Below are 20,370 nucleotides of genomic sequence, written 5' to 3'. Positions count from 1 at the left end.
GATCAGGGGTGTTGGTCACTCGGGTCACTTGACGGCGCCCGCCGTCAGACCGGCGACGAGATAGCGCTGCAGGAGGAGGAAGCCGGCGACCACGGGGACGCTGACGACCAGCGAGGCGGCCATGATCTGGTTCCAGTAGACGTTGTTGAGGGTGGAGTAGCCCTGGAGGCCGACGGCGAGGGTGCGGGTGGTGTCGTTGGTCATCACGGACGCGAAGAGGACTTCGCCCCACGCCGTCATGAAGGCGTAGACGGCGACCGCGACGATGCCGGGGATCGCGGCGGGTACGACGATCCTCAGCAGCGCGCCGAGCGGGCCGCAGCCGTCCACCAGCGCCGCCTCGTCCAGGTCGCGCGGCACCGAGTCGAAGTACCCGATGAGCATCCAGATGGAGAAGGGGAGCGAGAAGGTCAGATAGGTGAGGATCAGACCGCCGCGGGAACCGAACAGGGCGATGCCGGTGGCGTTGCCGATGTTGACGTAGATCAGGAACAGCGGAAGGAGGAACAGGATGCCGGGGAACATCTGCGTCGACAGCACCGTCACCGTGAAGACGCGCTTGCCCCGGAAGTCGTAGCGGCTGACCGCGTACGCCGCGAACACCGCGATGACCACCGAGCAGACCGTCGCCGCGCCCGCCACGATCAGCGAGTTCATGAAGTACCTGGCCAGCGGGACCGTCGACCAGATGTCGATGTACGGCCGGATGGTCAGCCCGCTCGGCAGCCAGCGGAACTTGCCGGTGACGTCCGCGAGCGGCTTCAGCGAGCTGGAGACCATCACGTACACCGGGAGCAGCACGAACCCGGTGAGCAGGGTGAGGAAGATCCGGCGGGACCACAGGAAGGAACGCGGCGGCGCCATCGGGGAGTTGACGGCCCTAGACATCGGCGGCCCTCCGTCCGCGCGAGGTGAACAGCAGGTACGCGCCCGTCACGACGAGCAGGAAGAGCAGCAGCAGGACGGACATGGCGGAGCCGGTGCCGAAGTTCCAGGTGACGAAGGACGCCTGGTAGATGTGGACCGAGATGAGGTCGGCGGCCTCGGGGGCGGACCTTCCGAACAGCACGTACGGGGTGTTGAAGTCGTTGAAGGTCCACAGGAAGAGGACGAGGACCAGCACCTGGTTGACCGGGCGCAGGGACGGCAGGGTGATGCGGCGGATCTGCTGCCACATCCCGGCGCCGTCCAGCGCGGCGGCCTCGTACAGCTCGCGCGGGATGTTCTGCAGTCCGGCCATCACGATGAGGAAGGCGAACGGCCAGCCCTTCCACACCGAGACGGTCAGCAGGGCGTAGAAGCTGTTGTCGCCGATGAGCCAGAAGGACGGCTTGCCGGTGAGGTGCAGCTGGTCGTGCAGGACGTGGTTCACCAGGCCGTTGTCGTGCTGGAACATGAACACCCAGGTGATGACGGCCGCGTAGACGGGCAGCGCGTACGGCACCAGGAACAGCGCGCGCAGCAGGCCGCGGCCGCGGAAGGTGTCCTGCATGAAGAGCGCGGCGGCGGTGCCGATCAGCCAGCACAGGCCGACGGAGAGCAGGGTGAAGCCGACGGTGACGAAGAAGGAGTGCAGCAGGGCCTGACCGACGGGCGCGTCGAAGTCCACCGACACCTTGTAGTTGCCGAGTCCGGACCAGGGGGCGGTGCCCCAGTCGCGGATGTAGAACTGGGTGAGCTCCTTGAAGCTCATCACGATGCCGATGACCATCGGCACGAGATGGACGAGGAGTTCGAGCAGCAGCGCGGGCAGGAGCAGCAGGTACGGCAGCGAGACGCGGCGGAGCCGTCCGGCGCGGCGGCGGGGTTCGCGCGCCGCGCCGGACGGTGCCTGCGTCACCGGCTCCTTGAAGGCGGTGGTCGTCATCGTCTCGCTCACGCCGCCGGCATCTGCTGCTGGGCCTTGTTCAGCGCGGCCTTGACCGTGTCGGTGGTGACGGCGCGTCCGGCGGCGGCGTCGGCGAACAGGTCCTTGACGGCCGTACCGACCGCCGTCTCGAACTGCGACTCGGACGGGACCTGCGGCAGGGCGGCCGCGCTGGTGGCGAGGGTGGTCTTCAGCACGGCGTTCGCGGAAGCGCCGAACGCGGGGTCCTGCTGGGCGGACTTCACCGGCGGGATGGAGCTGTAGGCCTTGTTGAGGGTCTTCTGCTCCTCGTCGGAGGTCATGAACTTCACGAACTTCGTGGCGCCGTCGAGGTTGTGGGTGTTCTTGAAGACGGCGAGGTTGATGCCGGCGACCATCGAGTTGACCTGGGTGCCGGTGCCGGGCGCGCCGGAGATCACGGGGACGGGCGCGATGCCGTAGGCGTCCTCGCTCATGCCCTGGGACTTGAGGTTGGCGGCGGCCGACTGCCACAGCAGCATGGCCTGCTTGCCCTTGGCGAAGTCGCTGACGGACTGGTTCTGCGCGTACTCGGCGTCGCCGGTCGGTATGACCTTGTCCTTCGCCATCAGGTCGACGTAGGCCTTCACCGCGTCGACCACCTTCGGGTTGGTGAAGTCGGGCTTGCCGTCGGCGGTGAAGAAGTCGGCGCCGCGCTGCTTGGCGAAGACGAAGACGTGGTGGATGTTCTCCGACAGGTTCGAGCCCTCGGCGCCGAGCGGGGACTTGCCCTTGGCCTTGATCTTCTTGCCGTCGGCGACCAGTTCGTCCCAGGTGGCCGGCGGCTTGCTGATCCCGGCGTCGGCGAAGATCTTCTTGTTGTAGTAGAGGGCGTACGCCATCGAGTACAGCGGGACCGCGGCCGGGTCCTTGCCCGTCACGCCGGTCGAGCCGAGCGCGGAGTCCACGAACCGGTCCCTGCCGCCGATCTTGTCGAAGTTCTTGGCGTCCCACGGCAGCAGCGCGCCGGTCGCCTGCAGCGAGGCGCTCCAGGTGTTGCCGATGTTCAGCACGTCCGGGCCCTGACCCGAGGTGGTCGCGGTGAGGATCCGGTTGAGCAGGTCGGACCAGGGCACGACCTCCAGTTTCACCTTGATCCCGGTCTGCTTCTGGAACTTGTCGAGTTCGGGCTGGAGGACCTGCTTGTCGACGGCGACACTGGCGCCCTGGTTGGAGGCCCAGTACGTCAGCGTCTTCGGCGAGTCGTTGGACCCGCCGCCGCTGGACGAGCCGCCTCCGCAGGCCGTGGCCGCGAGGACGAGAGACAGGGTGACGGCGCCTGTGGCCGCGGCTCGGATGCTGCGCATGGCTCCTGGTGTCCCTTTCCGGGGGTCGAGAACCCCGAGGGTGCTGACGGAGACCGGCACGGGTCGGACCCGTGGGACCCGTTCGGCCGCCGAAGCCCCTCATGGCTTAATTTAGGACGTGAGTTAAACCTCAAGAGAAACGCTCGTCAAGGGATCCGGCAGCGGCAAACCGCCGAACGGGCCGGAAAAGCGCGCAGAAATGCCGGAAACCGGGGAGGCCAGGTGGCAGCGGTGGGCGGCCGTACGGTACGTGACCTGCGGCGGGAGAGCCGGGGCGCCGTTCTGCAACGGTTGTATCTCGACGGGCCGATGAGCCGGCACGCGCTGGGTCCGGCGACCGGTCTGAGTTCGGGCTCCGTCAGCAACGTCGTGACCGGGCTGCTCGCCGACGGACTGGTGGAGGAGGCGGGCGTGATCGGCGCGGACGCGGGCCGCCCGCGCCGGCTGCTGCGGATACGGCCGGACAGCGGGCGGCTGATCGGGGTGGACGTCGGCGAGACCCGGGTGCGGGTGGAGCTGCTCGACCTCGGCCTCGCGGAACTCGCCCGCTCGGAACGGCCGTTGGGACCGCTCGGGTACGACGTCGACGCCGTCGTCGGTCATGTCGCCGACGGCATCGCGGACGTGCTCCGGACGGCCGGGCTCGCCCCCGGCGACCTGCTCGGCGTCGGCGTCGGCGTGCCCGGCATCGTCGAGGACGGCGGGCCGCGCGGCGCGGTCGTGCACGGGCAGACGGTCGGCTGGGACGCCGTCCCGCTGGAGCGGCTGCTGCGCGCCACCGGCGAACTCCCGGCGCAGGTCCCGTACTTCATCGACAACGGTGCCAAGGCGGCAGGACAGGCGGAGATGTGGTTCGGCGGCGGACGCGGGGCCCGCAACGCCGTGGTGGTGCTGTTCGGCTCGGGCGTCGGCGCGTGCGTGGTCACCGAGGAGGCGGCACGGGGGCGGGCGGTGGAGTGGGGGCATCTGACGGTACGGGTCGCAGGGCGCCGCTGCCGCTGCGGTGCGCTCGGCTGCCTGGAGGCGTACGCGGGCGCATCGGCCCTGGTCGCCCGCTGGCGCGAGGCGGGCGGCCGCCCGTCGGAAGGCGCCGGGGAGGAACAGGCCCTGACCGAACTGCTGGCGGCGGCGCGGGGCGACGGGGGCGGGTTGAACGGCGCGTCGGCGGAAACGACCGGTCCCGGGGACGGCCGGAACCCGGGGTGGACGGGTGCGGCGGTCGGTGCCGGGGGGCGGGGCCGGAAGGGGGCGGCCGTCGGGGGCGGCTGTGGCGGCCGGGGGGCCGGACTGAGCGGCACCGCGAGCGACGGTGGCGGCCGGGCCGACGAGCTGAGCGGCAGCGCGAGCCTCGACGGTGGCCGGGCCGGCGAACTGACCGGCACTGGGAGCGGCGGTGGCGGCCAGGGCGCCGAGCTGAGCCACACCGCTAGCCTCGACGGCGGCCGGGCCGGCGAACTGACCGGCACTGCAAGCCGCGATGGCGCGCGGGGGGCCGAGCTGACCGGCACCGGGAGCGGCGGTGGCGGCCGGGCCGGCGAGCTGACCGGCACCGCAAGCCACGACGGCGGCCGAGGGGCCGACCTGAACGGAACCGCAAGCCACGACGGCGGCCGAGGGGCCGACCTGAACGGAACCGCAAGCCACGACGGCGGCCGGGGCGCCCTCAGCCGTGTCGGTAGCCGGGCGCCCGGTGCGATCGCCGTCTCCGGCCCCGGCGGCAGTCGCAGCCCCCACCCAGCGGTCACCGCCAGCCCCGGCAGCGGTCATCAGCGGGGCCCGGCCGCGGTCGGCGCCGGCGGTGAGCGGCGTCCCGATCCGGTGGCCGTGGCCGTGCTCGCGGAGGCCGCCGAGTATCTCGGTGCCGGGCTGTCCGACCTGATCAACCTCTTCCAGCCGGAGCGGGTGCTGATCGGCGGCTGGGCCGGGCTCCGGCTCGGCGACGCGTTCCTCGACCAGGTCCGCGCCCACGCCCTGGCCCGGGCCCTGCGACACCCCGCGGGCCGCGTCCGCATCGAACTGGGCCGGCTGGGCCCGGACGCGGTGACCGTGGGGGCGGCGGTCCTTCCCCTCGCCGCGTTCTTCTCGGCCGGCGGGCGCCGCCCCGCGCCCAAGGCCCCACCGGCACCGGCCTGGCGGGCGGTTGTGGAGGGGCGGTCGGTGTGAGGCGGGCGAGGGCAAGGGGGAGCGTGCCGAGTGGGTCACGGTCCCGGCTATGCCCCGCCCCGCACTGACTTGGCGGCGCGCCAGGTCAGGAGGGCGCCCGCGGTGCCGTACATCAGGAGCAGGCATCCGTTGCCGGCGTCCCGCCGCCGCTGCAGGGACTGGAGGCTCTGCTGCTGCTCGTACGTCCGGGTCGCCACCGCGACGGATCCGTCCAGCACGGAACACTGCGTGTCCCCGGGCCGCATCGGGCCCGGGCGCTCCTCCCCGTCCTTGCCCACGTTCTCCCCGGGGCACTTGACCTCCGCCGAGGCCGTCAGGGCGCCGACGAGGCTCACCGCTCCCCAGAGCGCGGGCAGCAGGAACAACGCCACGAGGGTGACTCTGTACTTCACGGAACCCCCTGGGACGGATCGGCCTTCCGGGCACGCACCGCGCACGACACATATGTCTCCGGGGACGCCCCGCTCTCACGCTACCTGTGCCTGTTCCGCCGTTCCGGGCAGGGCCCGAACGACGACCGAGCAGCTGCCCCCCCCGTGCGGCAGTGGGGGGCCGCACCGCCGACCGACACAGCGGCCGGCCGCGTGCGGCCCCCTCCCCCAACCGACGCAGCACGCGGCAGCGCGCTCCCCCGCCGCTACCGGACCGGCACCGGGCGGGTGGCCGGGGCCGGGGCGTAGCCGGTGGGGCGGGTGGTGAAGGTGCCGCGGCCCTGGGTGCGGCTGCGCAGGCGGGTGGCGTAGCCGAACAGTTCCGCCAGGGGCACGGTCGCGGTCAGGACGGCCACGCCGCCCCGGGTCTCGGAGCCGCCGACCCTGCCGCGCCGGGCGGCGAGGTCACCGAGGACCGAGCCCACGGCGTCCTCCGGCACGGTGACCGTGACCTCGGCGACCGGCTCCAGCAGAGCCGTCGCGCAGGCGCGCAGGGCCGCGCGGAGGCCGAGCCGGCCGGCGGTGCGGAAGGCCGTGTCGGAGGAGTCCTTCACGTGCGTGGAGCCGTCGGTGAGCGTGACGCGGAGGCCGGTCACCGGGTGCCCGTCCAGCGGCCCCTCGGCGAGGGCGTCCCTGCAGCCGGCCTCGACCGCGCGCACGTAATCCTGCGGTACCGCGCCGCCCGCCACGGTGGAGCGGAACTCGAAGCCGGTGGCGCCGACTTCGGGCCCGAGCGGTTCCACATCGAGGACGACATGGGCGAACTGTCCCGCCCCGCCGTCCTGTTTGACGTGCCGGAAGACGAACCCGGTCACTCCCTCGACGACCGTTTCGCGGTAGGCGACCCGCGGCCGGCCCACGCACACCTCCGGTCCCCCGTCGCGGCGGATCTTCTCCACCGCGACCTCCAGGTGGAGTTCGCCCATGCCGGACAGCACCGTCTGCCCGGTCTCGGCGTCGGTGCGCACCACCAGCGAGGGGTCCTCCTCGGCCAGCCGCGCCAGCGCCGCCGCCAGCCGGCCGGTGTCCGTGGCGCGCCGGGCCTCGACGGCGACGGACACCACGGGCTCGGCGGACACGGGCGGTTCGAGGAGCAGCGGGGCGCCCGGATCACAGAGCGTGGAGCCGGCCCGTGCCGACTTCACACCGGCGAGCGCGACGATGTCACCGGCGACCGCGCGGTCCAGCCGTTCGTGCCGGTCCGCCATGACCCGCAGGATGCGCGCCACGCGCTCGGTGCGGCCGGTGGCCGGGTCCCACACGGTGTCTCCCTTCTCGACGGTGCCCGAGTACACCCGGACGTAGGCGAGCCGCCCGACAGTGCTCGCGTTCACCTTGAACACCAGCCCCGCGAACGGCGCTTCGGGATCGGCGGCCCGCTCCTGCCCGGCGCCCGCGTGGACGCCGCGCACGGCGGGGACGTCCAGCGGCGAGGGCAGGTAGGCCACGACCGCGTCCAGCAGGGGTTCGATGCCGCGGTTGCGGTAGGCGGAACCGCACAGCACGACGACGCCGTTCCGGCTCCGGGTGAGCTCGCGCAGCGCGGCGGCGAGGGTCGCGGCGGAGAGGGTCGCGCGGTCGCAGAACTCCTCCAGGGCGGCCGGGTGCAGCTCCGCCACCGTCTCCTCCAGCGTGCGTCGCCGCCGTACCGCCTCCGCGCCCAGCTCCTCGGGCACGGGCCCCTCCACGGCCGTGCCCGCGCCGTCGTGCCAGACCAGCGAGCGCATCCGGACGAGGTCCACCACGCCGGTGAACGCGTCCTCCGCGCCGATGGGAAGCTGCACGACGAGCGGTACGGGATGCAGCCGCTGTCTGATGGAGTCCACCGCCCGGTCCAGGTCGGCGCCCGCGCGGTCCATCTTGTTGACGAACGCGATCCTCGGCACACCGTGCCGGTCCGCCTGCCGCCACACCGACTCGCTCTGCGGCTCGACCCCGGCGACGGCGTCGAACACGGCGACCGCCCCGTCCAGGACGCGCAGGCTGCGCTCGACCTCGTCGGCGAAGTCGACGTGGCCGGGGGTGTCGATGAGGTTGACGCGGCAGCCGTCCCAGGCGCAGCTGACGGCGGCGGCGAAGATGGTGATGCCGCGGTCGCGTTCCTGCGGGTCGAAGTCGGTGACGGTGGTGCCGTCGTGCACCTCGCCCCGCTTGTGGGTGGTGCCCGTCGCGTACAGGATCCGCTCGGTGACGGTGGTCTTGCCCGCGTCGACGTGGGCGAGGATGCCGAGGTTGCGGACGGCGGCGAGGGTGGCGAGGGTGGTGGTGTTCGTGCGCACGGCCCAGGGCCTTTCTGCGGACCGGGCCTGACACATCGAGGCCCGTATCGGGAAAAGGGCAGCGCGATTGCCCGTGCGTCGGGGTCAGCTGGACGTCACGGGCGTCCGGTGCCGGCCGCGCAGCGGGCACCGGCACCACCGGGACACGAGGATCACCTCGTACCGGGAACGGGGAGCGACGACGGCGGTACGTGCGCGCACGGCCGGGCTCCCCTCTGTGTCGGACGACATGCGCCGCCGTACGGTCGTGGCGGCGCTCGGTACGGCATGACCGTACGAGAGGCGCGCGGCATCGGCACGTTATTTTCCGCCGCGGACTGCACCGCCCGGCTCACCAAGCCATAGGCTGGCCCCGCACCAACCGGGGAGGGGGCCGCTCATGCGGAAGGGCAGTGTCGGGTACGGACGCCAGGGGACGGAACCTCTCGACGCACGGAAGGCCTCGGCGCAGCGGCACGCCGGCCAGGTGACACGTTCCGCGTCACGCAGTCGCATCTGACGGGCCGTCATCACCGTTGCCTCGTCCGGAGGCCCGCGCCACCGAGTACGTCAATGCGCCGCCGCGGGTGGGGAGTCGGCCGCCGGTCGGCTCCGTGCGTGCGCTCGCGTCCGTCCGCTCGTCCCCTGTCCCGCCCTGGCCCGCCCGGGCCTTGCCAGTTCAAGGAAGTGCTCGTGAGTGAGAACGGTCCCAGCGGAAGAGTCCGGCCGGCCCGTCCGGGCGACCCCGCCCGCATCGGCCCGTACCGGATCGTCGGCCGTCTCGGCGCCGGGGGCATGGGCACGGTCCATGCCGGAGTCGCGGCCGACGGCATGCGCGTGGCCGTGAAGGTGATCCACCCCGAGCAGACGCAGGACCCGGAGTTCCGGGCGCGTTTCCGGCGCGAGGTCGAGCTGTCGTCCCGTGTCACCGGGCCCCATCTGGTCCCCTTGCTCGCCGCCGACCCGGACGCGCCGACCCCGTGGCTGGCCACCGCGTTCGTTCCGGGCCCCGCGCTGAACCAGCACGTGGCCGCGCACGGACCGCTCGACGAGGGAAGCCTGTACGCGTTCGCGGCCGCCACGGCGCAGGCGCTGGCCGCCATCCACGCCGCCGGGGTGGTGCACCGCGACGTGAAACCGCAGAACGTCCTGCTCGCCCCCGCCGGCCCGCGGGTGCTGGACTTCGGCATCGCGCACGCCGCCGACGGCACCAGCGTCACCCGCACCGGCGTGACGACCGGGACCCCGGGCTGGATCAGTCCCGAGCAGTACCGTGCGGGCACCGCGGGCCCGGCGGGCGACATGTTCGCGTGGGGAGCGCTCGTCGCCTACGCCGGCACCGGACGGCTGCCCTTCGGCACCGGCGCGCCCGATGTGGTGGCCTTCCGTGTGATGTCCGGCGAGGCGGATCTGGCGGGCGTCCCCGCACCGCTGCGCGCCCTCGTGGAGAAGGCGCTGGCGCAGGAGCCCGGTGACCGCCCGCCGGCCACCGAGGCTGCCCGGGAGTGCGCGGCCCTGCTGGCCTCGCAGGCCACCCAGGCGGCGAGCGCCGGCCCGCCGCCGGCGACGGCCGCGGACATGGTCGCCGCCGTCTGGGACGTACCGGCCGGGGAGGACCCCGCATGGCAGCTCCCCTCGGACCGGAGCCGGTCGAAGAAGCGGCTGGTCGGCGCCGTCGTGCTCGCGGCGGGCGTCGTCGGCGGCCTGGCCGGAGGGGCCGCGGCGCTGCTGCCCGGGGACACCGGGCACGCCGCGCACGCGTCCTCCTCCACGCCCGCGTCACCCCCGCCGTCCTCGGCCGGATCCGTCCGGCCCTCGGCGAGCGTGGCGAAGGGCGACACGGCGGCACGCCAGAAGGGCGCCGACAGCGGTGCGGCGACCGTGCTGAGCTGGGAGGAGGCGCGAGCGGCGCAGGGCGCGGGCGAGCACGACGTGGCGCGCGCGGTGCTGCACGACGAGGGTTCCGTCGCCCAAGAGCTGGGCGACGGCGCCGACTTCACCCCGGATGACGTGCGGTTCCACCCCTCGCGCCGCGAGGTCTACCTGTCGTACCGGCTGACCTCGGACGCGTCCGGGACGATGTACGCCGAGACGGAGATCGCCAGGAACATGTGCCTGACGATGCGTGACGTCGTGCTGCGTCTGCACCCGGAACTGACCTACCGCACGTACGTGATGGTCAGGGAGGATCCAGGAAGTGACCCGCAGGTGACGTGGGCGGACGACTTCGTCACCAACTCCGCGTGCCGGTCGGCCGCCGACGACGGCGCCGGGGACGGCACGGGCGCCTCGCAGGACTGGCAGCCGGACGAGGACGGCCTCGGACAGGCCATGATCCCCAGCACCGACGGCGCCGAGATCCGGGTCGCGGACGGTGCCGCCCGGAAGATCATCGCGGCGACCAACGGGATGCGCCAGAGCCTCGGCACCGATCGCGTACTCGGCAACAACGAGATCAAGGTGGGCTTCGACCCCGCGAACTCGGCGATGTACGTGTGGTCGGACTACGTGGAATGGAACGAGCAGCAGGTCGGATCCTGGGCGGATGTGGCCGCGGGCAAGGCGTGCCGGGCCCTGGTGAGCGAACGGCAGAGCGCGGGGAGCGCCTGGCCGTACACCCGCTACGCCGTGGCGGAGATCGGCGGGTCCGGGTACCTGATGATCCGCTGGGGCACGGCCACGACACCGGCCGACTGCCCTGCCTAAAGCGACAGGCCGGGGTTGACCCTCGACCTTGTCGAGGGCTCAGGGTTGCGGGCGTGGAGAGCGAGATGCGCAGCATTGGCGAGATGGCCCGGGACAGCGGACTGAGCGTGAGCGCACTGCGGTTCTACGACCGTGCCGGTGTCCTCGTCCCGGCGTGGGTGGACCCGGTCAGCGGCTATCGCTGGTACGAGCCGGACCAGTTGGAGGAAGCCCGGTTGCTGGCCCGTCTGCGGCGGGCCGGGATGCCGCTGGCGGACATCCGGCTGGTCCTGGCCGGCTGGTCCAGCGCGGACACGGACCTGGTGCGCCGGCTGTTCCAGGCGCATCTGCGCCGCCTCGAACGGGGCCTGGCCGACGCCCGCGGCGAGTTCTCCACACTCCGAGCCGTCCTCGACCACAGGGAGAACCCCATGACCTCGCTCGCCGCCACCACCGCCCGGCTGTCCGTGCCCGCGCCGGGGCTGGCCGCCGCGCTGGACGCGGTCCGTTTCGCGGCCAGTACGGACCCGGATCTGCCGATGCTCGGCGCGATCCTGTTCGACATCGATGGGGAGGAACTGACCGTCGTGGCCACCGACCGCTACCGGATGGCGGTCGCGCGGACCGCCGCCACGGGGCACGACGGGCCGCGTGTGCAGGCCCTCGTGCCGCTTCCGCAGGCCGACGCGATGCGGGCCCTGCTCCAGGGTGAGGAACCGGTGCGGCTCGCTTTCGACGGTGACCGCGTGTCCCTGGAGTCCGGCGACCGCCAGACGGCGGGCCAGTGCCTCGCCCACGACTTCCCCGACTACCGTCGCCTGGTCCAGCTGCCGGCCGGCCGCCGGTGCCTCGTGGACGTGGCGGCCTTCCGGGAAGCGCTGCGATCCGGTCCGGTCCGCGCGAGCGACGTACGCACGGGGGACGGTGGCCCCTGCGCCGTCAGCGTGATCAGGCCGGCGGACGACGGCACGGTGGCCGTGTGCACGGACGGCACGGACGGCCAGGGCGTCATCGGCGTCAACCGCGAGTTCCTGCTGGACGCGCTCGCCGCGGGCGCCCGCAGCGAGCTGGTCCTCGAACTCGGCGCTCCCACGGCCCCGTTGGCGATCCGCCGGCCCGACGAGGCGCACACGTTCTCGCTTCTGATGCCGGTCCGGCTCGAGGACTAGCCGCGCCGGTCCGACGACTGCTCCGTCACCGGCCCGGCCGCCCGAGGAGGGAGGTGTACGGCGGCCGGGCACCGGTGACGACCGACGGACGGTCCGCCGCCGTCAGTCGCCCGAGGAGAACGCCGAGTCGAAGGACTGGGCGGACGGCTCGATCGCCACGAGTTTGCGGATGAACTGCAGGGCGTCCGGGGCGCCGGCCAGGCGGTCCATGCCGGCGTCCTCCCACTCCACCGAGATGGGGCCGTCGTAGCCGATCGAGTTGAGCATGCGGAAGCAGGCCTCCCAGGGCACGTCCCCGTGCCCGGTGGAGACGAAGTCCCAGCCGCGGCGCGGATCCCCCCACGGCAGATGGGAACCGAGGCGGCCGTTGCGGCCGTTGAACCGCTTGACGGACTCCTTGCAGTCCACGTGGTAGATCCGGTCCCTGAAGTCCCACAGGAAGCCGACCGGGTCCAGGTCCTGCCAGACGAAGTGCGACGGGTCGAAGTTGAGCCCGAACGCCTCCCGGTGGCCGATCGCCTCCAGGGTGCGCACCGTCGTCCAGTGGTCGTAGGCGATCTCCGAGGGGTGGACCTCGTGGGCGAAGCGCACGCCGACCTCGTCGAAGACGTCGAGGATGGGGTTCCACCGTTCGGCGAAGTCCGCGTAGCCGCGCTCGATCATCTCCGGCGGCACGGGCGGGAACATCGCCACCGTGTGCCAGATCGAGGAACCCGTGAAGCCGACGACCGTCTTCACCCCGAACGCGGCGGCGGCGCGCGCGGTGTCCTTGACCTCCTGCGCGGCGCGCTGCCGGACGCCCTCCGGCTCGCCGTCGCCCCAGATGCGGGCCGGGAGGATGCCCTGGTGCCGCTCGTCGATGGGGTGGTCGCAGACGGCCTGGCCCGTCAGGTGGCAGGAGAGCGTCCAGCACCGCAGGTTGTACTTCTCCAGCAGGGCGCGGCGGCGCGGGATGTAGTCGTCGTCGGCCAGGGCCTTGTCGACCTCGAAGTGGTCGCCCCAGCAGGCGATCTCCAACCCGTCGTAGCCCCACTTGGCCGCCAGCCGGCACACCTCCTCGAACGGCATGTCGGCCCACTGGCCGGTGAACAGGGTGATCGGGCGTGGCATCTGGGTTCCTCCGGTGGTTCGTCGCTCGGGTGTCAGTGCGCCGGGTCTGCCAGGCGCAGCAGCAGGTCCTTGACCTCGGTGGCGTCGTAGTGGTCGCGTGCCTCGCCGGGCCGGGAGCACAGCAGTACGGGGCCGTCGTCGGGGCGGTCCGGGAGGCGGCCGTGGCTGCCGCGCACCGGGGACGGGTCGAGGGGGACGACGCTCATGCGGTAGCGCATGCCGAGCTTCTTCCGGGCGAGCGCGGCGGCGGCGCGCAGTTTGACCCTGGGGTCGTCGGGGTCCATGAACAGCTCGGCCGGGTCGTAGCCCGGCTTGCGGTGGATCTCGACCAGTCGGGCGAAGTCCGGGGCGCGGTCGTCGTCGAGCCAGTAGTAGTACGTGAACCACGCGTCCGGCTCGGCGACGGCGACCAGGTCGCCGGCGCGCGGGTGGTCGATGCCGTACGCCTTCTTGCCGGCCTCGGTGAGCACCTCGGCCACCCCGTCGGTGCCGGCCAGCAGCTCGCGGACGCGCTCGGTGTCGGCCGGGTCGGCGACGTAGACGTGGGCGACCTGGTGGTCGGCGACGGCGAAGGCGGCCGACGTCCACGGGTCGAGGTACTCCATGCCGTCCTGGGTGTGGACGTGCAGCAGGCCGGCCCGGCGCAGCACACGGTTGACGTCCACCGCCCTGGAGACGTTGGTGATGCCGTACTCGGACAGAGCGACCACCGTGATCGAGCGCGCGGCGGCGTCGTCGAGCAGCGGCGCGAGGACCCGGTCGACGTCGGCGGCCGCCGCGGCGGCGCGGGGGTCGTCGGGGCCGTAGCGCTGCAGGTCGTAGTCGAGGTGGGGGACGTAGACGAGGGTGAGGTCGGGGGCGTGGGTGGCGACGATGTGCCGGGCCGCGTCGACGATCCACCGGGAGGAGGTGAGGGAGGCGGTCGGCCCCCAGTAGGTGAACAGCGGGAACGTGCCCAGTTTGGCGGTGAGTTCGTCGTGCAGCTGCGGGGGGTGGGTGTAGCAGTCGGGTTCCTTGCGGCCGTCGGAGTAGTAGATCGGCCGTGGGGTGACGGTGAGGTCGACGTCGGCGCCCATGGCGTACCACCAGCAGATGTTGGCGACGCGGTAGCCGGGGTGGGAGCGCCGCGCCGCCTCCCACAGCTTCTCCCCGCCGACGAGCGCGTTGTGCTGCCGCCACAGGAGCACCTCGCCGAGCTCGCGGAAGTACCAGCCGTTGCCGACGATGCCGTGGCCGGTGGCGGGCTGCCCGGTGAGCAGGGTGGACTGCACGGTGCAGGTGACGGCGGGGAACGCGGTGTCGAGGCGTGCGGTGAACCCCGTCTCGCCCAGGGCGCGCAGCCGGGGCATGTGGGCGAGCAGCCGGGGGGTGAGGCCGACGACGTCGAGGACGAGCAGCGGGGCGGGGCTCACGGGGCGACCTCCTTCAGGCCGAGAGAGATCAGGTGGTCGCGGGTGAAGGCCAGTTCGGCGGCGATGCCGTCGGCCAGGGCGTCGGGGCCCTGCGGCCGGGCGGCCTCGGGGAGCACGCCCCAGGTGTAGGTCTCGGCCTCGACGTGTGCGGTGCGGGCGGTGTCTCCGCCGAACAGGGCGGCGAGGGTCGCCTCCAGTTCGGGGCCGGTGGTGGTCAGCGGGGGTTCCGGGTCGGCGTGCAGGGGCACGTGGAAGTGGACGCGCCAGGGTTCGCGGCCGGGCAGCCCGCCGGCCAGGGCGGCGTCCAGGTCGTCCACGGCCCGGTGCGGGGTGCCCTGCTCGCGGACCTGGTGCAGGAAGCGCGGCTCGGTGAAGGCGGCCAGAGCCGCTCGCGTCGCCGGATCGGACGGGTCGTCGGCCTGCAGGGCGCAGGACGCCTGGGTCTTGACCACCGTCAGTCCGGCCGCCTCCAGGCGGGCGAGGGCGGCGGCCGGCTCCTCGAAGCCGACCGCCAGATGGCAGGCGTCCAGGCAGACGCCGATGCGGTCGGTGTCCACGCGGGCGAGGTGGCGAGCCGCCTCGGCGGTGGTCTCGACGACGCAGCCGGGCTCGGGTTCCAGGCCGACCCTGATCGTCCGGCCCGTGTCGTCGGCGAGGTCGGCCAGGCCGCGGGCCAGCCTGTCGAGACTGCGGGCGGCGGCGTCGGCCTGCCCGTCCGTCCACGGGGTCCGCCAGGCCAGCGGCACGGTGGAGACGCTGCCGTACGCGGCGCCGGCGGGCAGCAGGGCCGCGAGCACGCGGGCGAGGTCGAGGGTGTAGTGCAACCGGTCGGGCTCGGTCCAGTCCGGCCGGTAGACGGCCTGCTTGACGACGGGGTCGTGGAAGCCGCGGTAGGGGAAGCCGTTGAGGGTGACGACCTCCAGACCGCGCGCGGTCAGCTCCCGGCGGAGCCTGCCGACCGCGCCGTCGTCCGTGGCGAGGGCCGCCGCGGCGTCGCGGGCCAGCCACAGGCCCAGCCCGAGGACGGGCACACCCAGCCGCTCGCGTACCGGCTCGGCGTGCCGGGCCAGTTGGGCGAGGACCCCGTCGAGGTCCTCGGCGGGGTGGACGTTGGTGCAGTACGCGAGGTGGACCACCGTGCCGTCGGGGTGGCGCAGACGCACGGCTACACCTCCGCCCGGACGCCGCGCAGCACGGAGTTGCCCTCGAAGGTGGCGTCGGCGCCGGGCGCAGTGGAGTCGGCCGGCTCCAGCTTGCCGCTCTGGCCGTAGAAGGCGACGGGGTTGCGCCACAGGACCTTGTCCACGTCGTCGGCGCAGAAGCCCGCGGCGAGCATGGCGTCCGCGGTCTTGCGGGTCTTCAGGGGGTCGCTCCTGCCCCAGTCGGCGGCCGAGTTGACGAGGATCCGTTCGGTGCCGAACTCGCGCAGCACCGCGACCATGCGGCGCTCGTCCATCTTGGTGTCGGGGTAGATGGAGAACCCCATCCAGCAGCCCGAGTCGATGACCTGACGTACCGTCACCTCGTTGAGGTGGTCGACGACGACGCGCTCGGGGGCGATGCCGGACTCCTTCACCACGGCGAGGGTGCGCTCGACGCCGGCGGCCTTGTCGCGGTGCGGGGTGTGGACCAGTGCCGGCAGGTCGTGGGCGACCGCGAGCTGCAGCTGGGCGGCGAACGCCTCGTCCTCCTCGGGCGTCATCGAGTCGTAGCCGATCTCCCCCACGGCGACCACCCCGTCCTTGAGCAGATAGCGCGGCAGGTGCTGGAGCACCTCCGTGCAGCGCGGGTCGTTGGCCTCCTTGGGGTTGAGGGCGATGGTGCAGTGGTGGCGGATGCCGAACTGGGCGGCGCGGAACGGCTCCCACCCGATGAGGGAGTCGAAGTAGTCCAGGAAACTGCCGACGGAGGTGCGCGGCTGGCCGAGCCAGAAAGCGGGCTCCACCAGGGCGCGTACACCGGCCGCGTGCATCGCCTCGTAGTCGTCGGTGGTGCGCGAGGTCATGTGGATGTGCGGGTCGAAGATCCGCATCACGCCTCCCGGGGGCTTCGGCGGTCGGTGGTCGCGGTGGGGACGTGTTCGAGGTCTGCGTGGCCGGGCGCCGTCACGTCCGGGAAGAGCGCGAGGACCGGCCCGATGTCGGCGGGCACCCCGCGTCCCGCGGCGGTCCGCTCCTGGGCGTACGCGGCCATCATCCGGGCCAGTCGGGCGTCCGCCCGGCCGGGCAGGCCGGGCAGCGCCGACAGCGGGATGCCGGTGAAGACGCACTTGAGGACGCCCTGGCGGTAGGTTTCCGCGTCCAGGTGGTCGGTCGCGTAGTCGCCGAGGGCCGCCGCGACCAGCCGGGTGTCGTTGGTGCGCAGGGCGTCGCGGACCAGGGGCAGCGCGCCGTCGCCGACGGGCAGCAGCGGCAGGGCGCGCAGTACGGCGCGCCGTTCGGCCGCGTCACCGGTCCGGTAGAGCGCTGTGAGCTGCTCCAGCAGCGGGGCGCCGGTGAGCGGCAGCGCGGCCAGCATCAGGCAGCGGGCCGCGTCGTCCACCGTCCAGCCGTACGGGTCGCCCGGGTCCAGGCGCACCCGTCCGCACCGGCGTCCGGCGAGCGGGAACAGGCCGCCGACGGCCGCGGGGTCGGCGGCCACCGAGGCGCAGGCGCCGTCCAGCCACCTCCAGCCCTTCTGGGTCATCCGGCCGGTCAAGGCGGTTCTGAGGTGGTCGGGTGTCATGCCATCTCCTCCTCACGGCGGACCGCGGGGTCGCACGACCGCAGGAAGTCCAGGGAGCGGCGGGCCACTCCGGGGGCGTCGTGGCTGTGCCGGGGCAGTTCGACGGCGACCAGCCCGCGGTAACCGGCCTCGTCGAGGGCGCGGAGCACGGGCGGGAAGTCGATCTCGCCGCTGCCGAACTCCAGGTGCTCGTGCGTGCCCCGGCGCATGTCGTCGATCTGCACGTTCACCAGCCGGTGGCCGGCCCGGCGCACGCACTCGGGGACCGGGTACGGCTCCAGGCAGCGGCAGTGGCCGATGTCCAGGGTCAGGCCGAACGGCGCCGGGTCGCCGAGCGCCGCGGCCAGCCTGGTGTACTCGTCGACGGTCTCCACGAGCATGCCCGGTTCGGGTTCGAAGCCCAGGAGGACGCCCGCCTTCTCCGCGGTCTCGACGACCTCGGCGCATCCGGCGACCAGCCGGTCCCAGGCCGTCCGGGGGTCGAGCCGCGCGGGGCGGACGCCGGCCCAGAAGGAGACGGCCTGCGCGCCGAGGTCGGCGCCGACGGCCACCGCCCGGCGCAGGAAGTCCAGCCTGCGTTCGCGTCCTTCGGCCGCGATGAGGGTGGGCTCGTGCTTGTGCCAGGGGTCGAGCAGGTAGCGTGCCCCGGTCTCGATCACCACGCCGAGCCCGAGACGGTCCAGCCGCCGGGCGAGGGCCGCCGTCCGCGCGGCGAGGCCGGGCGCGAAGGGATCGAGGTGGTGGTGGTCGAGGGTGAGGGCCACTCCGTCGTAGCCGAGTTCGGCGATGACGGTGAGCGCGTCCTGAAGCCGGTGGTTGGCGAAGCCGTTGGTGCCGAAGCCGTAGCGCAGGGCGGGCCCGGCGGGCGTGTCGTGGGCGTGGCGGGGTGCGGTCATGTCGGGGACACCCTCCTGGAGAGCGCCCGGGCGAGCGGAAAGGCCGCGGCGAGCGGAAGTGCGGAGCGCACCGCGCCCGCGCCCGCGGTGAGCGCGGCCTGCAGCGGGATCAGGCCGAGGATCCCCGCGCCGACGGCCCTGCGGACGCTGGCCGGCGAAGGATCGGCGACGGCGTGCGCCTGGGCGCGGCCGGCCGTGGCGCCGTAGACGGCGAGTCCGCCCGCCACGGCCAGCCGGCGCCTGCGGGTCGTGCCGTGCCGTGCCGGGCGGGCGCGGAGCGCGGTCGCCGCCGCGACGGCGCCGGTGGCGGCGAGGGTCAGCCGGGGCAGCCCCGGTTCCGCGCCGGTGACCTCGGCGCGGCTGAGCGCGGTGACGGCGAGGGTGTGTCCGGCGACGGTCGCGGCGGCCGGGAGGGCGGGCCGCAACCGGCCCGCACCGGCGCCGAGCAGGACGTCGAGTCCCCGGGCGGCCGCCATCACCGCGGGGCCCGCCGGACGGGACTTGGCCCACAGGTCGTAGCCCCAGACGGTCGCCGCGAGCGGCACGGCGACCGTCAGCGCGCGACGGCCCTCGGCGGCCGCGGCCAGGCCGAGGGCGACCGCGGTCAGGGCCGCGGCGGTGCCCAGGGCGACGGGTGCGGTCACGCGGCCGGAGGGGATCGGCCGCTCGGGGCGCTCCACCGCGTCGAGATCGCGGTCGGCCCAGTCGTTGAGCGCCATCCCGGCCCAGTACAGGCAGACCGAGGAGGCGGCCAGGGCGGCCGTGGACCGGTCGGGGCGGCGGCCCGCGGCGGCCGCTCCGGCCAGGACGTCCCCGGGCACGGTGAACGCGGCCGGGGCGCGCACCAGTTCGGCCAGGTCGCGCAGGCGTGGACGCGCGGACGGCGGAGCGGACGCGCACGCCACGGATCCGGGAGGGGCGAGCCCGGCCGGGCCGTCGCCCGGCCGCCCGGCGTCCCCGCCTTCGCCCGGCACGGGGCGCGGGCCGGCCCGGAGTGCGGCCGGGCGGATCACCGCCCGCCCCCGAGGCGGGCGGCGAACGCCCGCAGTGTCTCGTACTGGGTCATCACGGCGTGTTCGTCGGTGCCGACGGGGTCCTTGAAGAAGAAGGCCAGCTCGCCCAGGGGGCCGGAGATGCCCCGCTCGTGGGCCCGGGCCGCCAGCCGGGCGAGGTCGAGCACCAGGGGCGCGGCCAATGCCGAGTCGCAACCCGCCCAGGTGAACTGGAGATTCATCCGCACGCCCAGGAAGCCCTCGAACGTCACGTGGTCCCAGGCGGTCTTCCAGTCGCCGAGGGAGGGCACGTAGTCGATGTGGACCTCGCCCTCGACGGGGTGTCCCAGTGTCTCGGCGAGCACCCGCTGTTTGGAGGCCGCCTTGCTGGCCATCGCGGCCGGGTCGGCGAGGGTCTCGCCGTCGCCTCCGCCGAGCAGGTTGGTGCCGGACCAGGTCCGCACCCGCAGACCCCGGGCGGCGAACATCGGCCCGAGGGTCGCCTTGAGCAGGGTCTCCCCCGTCTTGCCGTCGTTTCCGGCGTACGGCAGGCCGGCTTCCTCGGCCAGTTCCCGCAGTGCCGGGATCCGCATGCCGGTGGACGGCGTGAAGTCGACGTGGGCGCACCCGGCCGTGAGCGCGGCCAGGGCGTACTGGGAGCTGGGCGGCAGCACGTCCTCGCCGGCGGCGAGCGCGGCGCGCAGGGCCGCGGCCGAGCCGTGCGCCGGGTGTGCCGTGGGGACCGGTTCCGTCGAGGACACGTTGACGACGACCACCCGTGCGAGGCCGTGCCGCGCGCGGAAGGCGTCGATGTCGGCCCGTATCGCCTCGACGGCGTCCAGTTGGCTCCTGTCCGCGTCCGGGAGGGGGGCCGGGCGTATCTCGGCGTCGGCGGCGGCCAGGTCGTCGTGGACGGCGGCGGGCAGCCCGTGGGGCAGCACGCCGGCCGCGACCAGCTGCTCGGCCCGTTTCGGCAGCGGCGTGCAGGCCACGTCGTGCCCGCCGAAGACCAGCTCGGACACGGCGGGCAGGCCGGCGTCGGGGAACCCCGGCTGTTCGGTGACGCATCCTTCCGGCCCGGCCAGCCCCGCTCGCAGCGCGGCCGTGCCGGCGATGACCGTGGTGGCCACCGATCCGCGCGCCCCCGCCAGCCATATGCCCGTGCGACTGGGTTGATCTGACATGTCGTCACCTCCGTCGGCCGGTCGCGGTCGCGCTCGGCCGCCTCGTTCCTCGCTGTCGATGTCGCCGCCCCCTGTCACGTGCTTCCGCTCCCCTCAGGCCGGTCGCCCGGATCAGGGCATGGCCGTCGGTCCGGATGTCGGCGCCCTGGTCCTC

Annotated in this window: 15 protein-coding genes and 2 pseudogenes; 4 read left to right on the top strand and 13 right to left on the bottom strand. The window is 73.6% G+C overall.

All coding sequences use genetic code 11. From position 1 onward, the window contains the following. Nucleotides 1-24: 24 nt before the first annotated feature. From AB0950_RS07700 to AB0950_RS07690, 3 genes are read right to left on the bottom strand one after another with little or no spacing between them, the layout of a single operon-like run. Nucleotides 25-864: a carbohydrate ABC transporter permease gene (locus tag AB0950_RS07700; protein WP_360157210.1), complete on the bottom strand. Its 840-nt coding sequence runs from the start codon at nucleotides 862-864 to the stop codon at nucleotides 25-27. 16 nt (nucleotides 865-880) lie between these two features. Further along, on the bottom strand, nucleotides 881-1,867 hold the full coding sequence (locus AB0950_RS07695) for a sugar ABC transporter permease (protein ID WP_360157213.1): 987 nt from the start codon (nucleotides 1,865-1,867) through the stop codon (nucleotides 881-883). An 8-nt stretch (nucleotides 1,868-1,875) separates the two neighbouring features. Further along, entirely contained in the window at nucleotides 1,876-3,192 is a 1,317-nt protein-coding gene (locus AB0950_RS07690; protein WP_366778061.1) for a sugar ABC transporter substrate-binding protein, read from the bottom strand. A gap of 222 nt (nucleotides 3,193-3,414) precedes the next feature. On the opposite strand from AB0950_RS07690, the pseudogene AB0950_RS07685 reads away from it, so the two are divergent. Both AB0950_RS07685 and AB0950_RS07680 read left to right on the top strand, forming a co-directional pair. After that, nucleotides 3,415-4,323, top strand: a pseudogene (locus AB0950_RS07685) (ROK family protein); the annotation flags it as partial. A gap of 681 nt (nucleotides 4,324-5,004) precedes the next feature. Continuing rightward, nucleotides 5,005-5,355: pseudogene (locus AB0950_RS07680) on the top strand (ROK family protein); the annotation flags it as partial. Nucleotides 5,356-5,402: 47 nt separating this feature from the next. Here the strand turns inward: AB0950_RS07680 and AB0950_RS07675 are convergent. Beyond that, nucleotides 5,403-5,747 (bottom strand): hypothetical protein, encoded by a 345-nt coding sequence (locus tag AB0950_RS07675; protein WP_360157113.1) that lies wholly within the window; start codon nucleotides 5,745-5,747, stop codon nucleotides 5,403-5,405. 245 nt (nucleotides 5,748-5,992) lie between these two features. Further along, nucleotides 5,993-8,065, bottom strand: coding sequence for an elongation factor G (gene fusA, locus AB0950_RS07670; protein WP_366778059.1), 2,073 nt, complete (start codon nucleotides 8,063-8,065; stop codon nucleotides 5,993-5,995). A 672-nt stretch (nucleotides 8,066-8,737) separates the two neighbouring features. Between fusA and AB0950_RS07665 the strand changes: the two genes are divergently transcribed. Further along, nucleotides 8,738-10,750 (top strand): serine/threonine-protein kinase, encoded by a 2,013-nt coding sequence (locus AB0950_RS07665; RefSeq protein WP_366778058.1) that lies wholly within the window; start codon nucleotides 8,738-8,740, stop codon nucleotides 10,748-10,750. A gap of 65 nt (nucleotides 10,751-10,815) precedes the next feature. Further along, nucleotides 10,816-11,898, top strand: coding sequence for a MerR family transcriptional regulator (locus tag AB0950_RS07660; RefSeq protein WP_366778057.1), 1,083 nt, complete (start codon nucleotides 10,816-10,818; stop codon nucleotides 11,896-11,898). A gap of 102 nt (nucleotides 11,899-12,000) precedes the next feature. Here AB0950_RS07660 and AB0950_RS07655 read toward each other — a convergent pair whose 3' ends face one another. From AB0950_RS07655 to AB0950_RS07620, 8 genes are all read right to left on the bottom strand, one after another. Next, entirely contained in the window at nucleotides 12,001-13,008 is a 1,008-nt protein-coding gene (locus AB0950_RS07655; protein ID WP_366778056.1) for a sugar phosphate isomerase/epimerase family protein, read from the bottom strand. Nucleotides 13,009-13,040: 32 nt separating this feature from the next. Continuing rightward, entirely contained in the window at nucleotides 13,041-14,420 is a 1,380-nt protein-coding gene (locus AB0950_RS07650) for a nucleotide pyrophosphatase/phosphodiesterase family protein (protein ID WP_366778055.1), read from the bottom strand. Further along, nucleotides 14,417-15,583: a metabolite traffic protein EboE gene (eboE, locus tag AB0950_RS07645; RefSeq protein ID WP_366778054.1), complete on the bottom strand. Its 1,167-nt coding sequence runs from the start codon at nucleotides 15,581-15,583 to the stop codon at nucleotides 14,417-14,419. The genes AB0950_RS07650 and eboE overlap by 4 nt, the downstream gene beginning before the upstream one ends. A gap of 2 nt (nucleotides 15,584-15,585) precedes the next feature. Further along, nucleotides 15,586-16,452, bottom strand: a complete 867-nt coding sequence (locus tag AB0950_RS07640; RefSeq protein ID WP_360157134.1) for a TatD family hydrolase — start codon at nucleotides 16,450-16,452, stop codon at nucleotides 15,586-15,588. Further along, nucleotides 16,452-17,144, bottom strand: coding sequence for an EboA domain-containing protein (locus AB0950_RS07635; protein ID WP_366778053.1), 693 nt, complete (start codon nucleotides 17,142-17,144; stop codon nucleotides 16,452-16,454). The genes AB0950_RS07640 and AB0950_RS07635 overlap by 1 nt, the downstream gene beginning before the upstream one ends. Continuing rightward, on the bottom strand, nucleotides 17,141-18,040 hold the full coding sequence (locus tag AB0950_RS07630; RefSeq protein ID WP_360157140.1) for a sugar phosphate isomerase/epimerase family protein: 900 nt from the start codon (nucleotides 18,038-18,040) through the stop codon (nucleotides 17,141-17,143). The genes AB0950_RS07635 and AB0950_RS07630 overlap by 4 nt, the downstream gene beginning before the upstream one ends. Continuing rightward, entirely contained in the window at nucleotides 18,037-18,945 is a 909-nt protein-coding gene (locus tag AB0950_RS07625) for an SCO3242 family prenyltransferase (protein WP_366778177.1), read from the bottom strand. The genes AB0950_RS07630 and AB0950_RS07625 overlap by 4 nt, the downstream gene beginning before the upstream one ends. 104 nt (nucleotides 18,946-19,049) lie before the next feature. After that, nucleotides 19,050-20,216 (bottom strand): inositol-3-phosphate synthase, encoded by a 1,167-nt coding sequence (locus AB0950_RS07620; protein ID WP_366778051.1) that lies wholly within the window; start codon nucleotides 20,214-20,216, stop codon nucleotides 19,050-19,052. Between the last annotated feature and the right edge of the window lie 154 nt (nucleotides 20,217-20,370).

Source organism: Streptomyces sp. NPDC007189 (genome assembly GCF_040703635.1).
Taxonomy (GTDB): domain Bacteria; phylum Actinomycetota; class Actinomycetes; order Streptomycetales; family Streptomycetaceae; genus Streptomyces.
Note: the sequence above shows the minus strand (reverse complement) of the source record. Positions and strands in the feature narration are given on the sequence as shown.